We start from the raw sequence: 3,349 nt of genomic DNA, 5'->3' as shown, positions 1-3,349 counted from the left end.
GGCTGCCCGTCAGCGGGCCAGGCGGCCCAGGAGGGCGGAGGCGGCCGCGATGCCCAGCACCGTGGCTCCCGTCAGGACGGCGAAGTCCAGCGGCAGGTGGGCCGGGGTGCCGATCAGCAGGCCGCGCAGCGCGTCGACCTGGTAGCTGAGCGGATTCGCCTTGCTCACGGCCTGCAACCACCCTGGCATCAGGGCCAGCGGGTAGAGGGCGCTGGAGCCGAAGAACAGCGGCATGGTGATCGCCTGGCCGATGCCCATCAGGCGGTCACGGGTCAGCACGATCCCGGCGATCGCCATCGACAGGCAGGAGAAGAACGCCGAGCCCAGCAGCACCACCGCCACCACCCCCAGCAGCCGCACGGGGTTCCAGGTCATCGCGACGCCCAGGACGGCGGCGATCAGCACCACGACCACCGCCTGTAGCACCGCCTTCACCCCCGCCGCGAAGGCCTTGCCCGCCACCAGTGCCGCGCGCGGGGTCGGGGTGACCAGGAGCTTGGTCAGCACCCCCGAGTCCCGATCCCAGATGATCATGATGCCGTAGAAGATCGCGATGAACATCGCGGACTGGGCGATGATCCCCGGCGCCAGGTAGTCCAGATAGGGGATGCCGCCGGTGGGGATCGCCTTGAGCCGGGTGAACGTCTCCCCGAAGACCAGCAGCCACAGCGCCGGCTGCACGGCACGGGTGTACAGCTCCGTACGGTCGTGGCGCAGCTTCTGGAGCTCCACCGCGCACATCGCCCACGCCCGGGCCGGCACCAGGCGCCAGCCCGCACGGGCACGCGGAGGCACCAGCAGCAGCCCCAGGTCCGGCCCCGTGTCGGGGGGTTCAGCCGAGTCGGCCTGCGGTGCGGCGGGTACGGCGGACATCGCCGAAGTCTCCTTCCGTGGCGTCGGCCAGCTCGCGGCCGGCGAAGTGACGGAACACGTCGTCCAGGCTCGGCCCGCCCGGGCCGGGATCGTCCCCGCGCACCCGGGCCTTCAGCTCGGCGGGGGTGCCCAGCGCCCGGATGCGGCCCCGGTCCATCAGGGCGATGCGGTCGCAGTGCCGGTCCGCCTCGTCCATGTAGTGGGTGGTGACCAGCACGGTCATACCGGTGGCCCGGCGCACCGCGTCCACCCGCTCCCACACCTCGGTGCGCGCGATCGGGTCCAGTCCGATCGTCGGCTCGTCCAGCACCAGCAGGCGGGGGGCGCTGACCAGCGCCTGGGCCAGTTCCAGGCGGCGCACCATGCCGCCCGAGTAGGTGGCGGCCATCCGGTCGCCCGCCCCCTCCAGGCCGACCGCCGCCAGGGCCTGGGCCACGCGCTCGGCCCGCTCGGCCCGCGACACGTCGAAGACCCGGGCGAACAGCGCCACGTTCTCCCGGCCGGTCAGCCCCGCGTCCGCCGACAGCTGCTGCGGCACGTACCCCAGCAGCCGGCGGACCTGCATCCGGCGCCGGGCGACGTCATGGCCGAAGACCCGCACCATGCCCGCGCCCACCGGCAACAGCGTCGTGATGGCGCGGATCGTCGTGGTCTTGCCCGCCCCGTTGGGGCCCAGCAGCCCGAACACCTCACCGGCGCGCACCGTCAGGTCGATCCCGTCCACCGCCCGGGTCTCCCCAGCCCTGCCATGACGGAACACGTACTCCAGGCCCCGGCACTCCACCGCGTCCCGCACGTCCCGTTCCAAACCCACCACCGCCCTCACCCCGCCTCGGGCACCTCACGGAGACCCTGCGCCAGACGCCGCAACGCCGGTAGCGCCGCGGCCAGGGCGGCCCGCTCCTCCTCCGGCAGGTCCGCCACCAGTTCCCCCATCAGCTCCCGGCGCCGTCCGCGCCACGCCTCGACCCGCTCCACGGCCTCGTCCGTCGCGAACAGCAGCACCACCCGCCCGTCCCGCGGATCCGCCTCCCGGCGCAACAGGCCGAGGCCGACCAGCTGGTTCACCAGCGTCGACACCGAGTTCCCCGCCAGGCACAGCTCCCCCGCCGCATCCGAGACCCGCGACCCCGGGCTGTCGACCACCAGCCGCAACAACTCCACCTGCGCGCCCCGCAGCACCGGCGCCCCCACCGCCCGGCGCAGCCGCCGTCGAACCCCGCGATGGATCCCCACCAGCAGCGAGGAGAACTCCTCCGCCACCGCGACGTCGAGCGTTCCGGACACCGGTGCGGTCATACCGCCATTTTAGCTCTCAGTCAGAGCCATCCGTCGAGAGCGCGAACCGCCCCCGCCCGGTGGAGAGTGGACGTGGGACCGATCCGGCCCCGGCGCGCCCGCATCCGGAGGAGCCCGCGTGACCGCCGACGGCTCGCATGACACCGTGCCGCCGCTGCACCTGCCGCGGCACACCCGAGTGCTGCTGTGCCTGGCCCTGCTCCTGCTGGTCGGGGCCGTGATGGCGGACCTGCTGGCCGGCCCGAAGGTGACGCTCAGCCCCGTGCTCGCGGTGGCACCCGTGCTGGCCGGCGCCGCCACCCGCAACCCGCGGGTGCCGCTCGTGGTGGGGGCGGTCGCGGCCGTCACGGCGGCGTTGCTCGCGGCCTTCGTCGACGTGGCCCTGCCCTTCTCCATCCACGTCGCCTCCCTGATCACGATCGTCGCCGCCAGCCTGGCCAGCTCGGCCAGCGTCGCCCTGGTGGCCTCCCGGGAGCGTGAACTGTTCCACGTACGGAACGTCGCCGAGGCGGCGCAGCGGGCCCTGCTGCGGCCGCCGCCGGAGCGGATCGGGCGGCTCCGGATCGCCGTGCGCTACGCCGCGGCGGCGGCCGAGTCCCGGATCGGCGGCGACCTGTACGAGGTGGCGGAGACGCCGTACGGCATACGGGTCCTGCTCGGCGATGCCCAGGGCCACGGCCTGTCGGCGGTGGAGACTGCCTCCGACGTCCTGGGGGCGTTCCGCGCGGGCTCACGCATCGTGGCGGACCTCGCCCAGTTGGCCGATCGGATGGACAGGATCCAGGCCAGCCACGCGATGCCCGAGCGGTTCGTCACCGCGCTGCTGCTGGAGCTGCCGCGCGACGGACCGGCCAAGTTCGTCAACTGCGGCCACCCTTTTCCGCTGCTGCGCCGGGCCGGGCGGGTGGTGGAGCTGGAGCCTCCACAGACGGCCCCGCCGCTCGGCCTGCGCCGCCTGGTCGGCGGCCGGTACCGGACGGGCCTCTTCGAACCGCGCAGGGGTGATCTGCTGCTGCTCCACACCGATGGCATCTCCGAGGCCCGCGACCACGCCGATCGCTTCTACCCGCTGGCCGAACGCCTCGCGGCCCTGCGCGCCTCCGCCCCGGAGGACGTCCTGGACCTGCTGCTGGCGGACGTGCGCCGCTGGGCCGAGAACGGGCTGACCGACGACGCC

At 73.9% G+C, this 3,349-nt stretch carries 4 protein-coding genes; 1 reads left to right on the top strand and 3 read right to left on the bottom strand.

Translation table 11 applies throughout. From position 1 onward, the window contains the following. Positions 1–9: 9 nt before the first annotated feature. Genes J0670_RS33690 through J0670_RS33680 form a run of 3 tightly spaced genes read right to left on the bottom strand, consistent with a single transcriptional unit; the run spans position 10 to position 2,172 of the window. On the bottom strand, positions 10–873 hold the full coding sequence (locus J0670_RS33690) for an ABC transporter permease (RefSeq protein WP_207816081.1): 864 nt from the start codon (positions 871–873) through the stop codon (positions 10–12). Then, the gene (locus J0670_RS33685; protein WP_374223224.1) at positions 833–1,687 is read right to left on the bottom strand and encodes an ABC transporter ATP-binding protein; all 855 of its coding nucleotides are present in this window, start codon (positions 1,685–1,687) and stop codon (positions 833–835) included. Before J0670_RS33685 ends, J0670_RS33690 begins: the two co-directional genes overlap by 41 nt. An 8-nt stretch (positions 1,688–1,695) precedes the next feature. After that, on the bottom strand, positions 1,696–2,172 hold the full coding sequence (locus J0670_RS33680) for a MarR family winged helix-turn-helix transcriptional regulator (protein ID WP_207816079.1): 477 nt from the start codon (positions 2,170–2,172) through the stop codon (positions 1,696–1,698). Positions 2,173–2,290: 118 nt separating this feature from the next. Between J0670_RS33680 and J0670_RS33675 the strand changes: the two genes are divergently transcribed. Beyond that, the coding region (locus J0670_RS33675) for a PP2C family protein-serine/threonine phosphatase (RefSeq protein WP_307806808.1) at positions 2,291–3,349 on the top strand (1,059 nt) is incomplete at its 3' end.

Origin of the sequence: Streptomyces sp. FH025 (genome assembly GCF_017427025.1) — a bacterium.
GTDB lineage: Bacteria > Actinomycetota > Actinomycetes > Streptomycetales > Streptomycetaceae > Kitasatospora.
Note: the sequence above shows the minus strand (reverse complement) of the source record. Positions and strands in the feature narration are given on the sequence as shown.

Coding starts and splice junctions, on each gene's coding strand:
- J0670_RS33680 (WP_207816079.1), bottom strand. CDS start 2,172: ATGACCGCACCGGTGTCCGGAACGCTCGACGTCGCGGTGGCGGAGGAG.
- J0670_RS33690 (WP_207816081.1), bottom strand. CDS start 873: ATGTCCGCCGTACCCGCCGCACCGCAGGCCGACTCGGCTGAACCCCCC.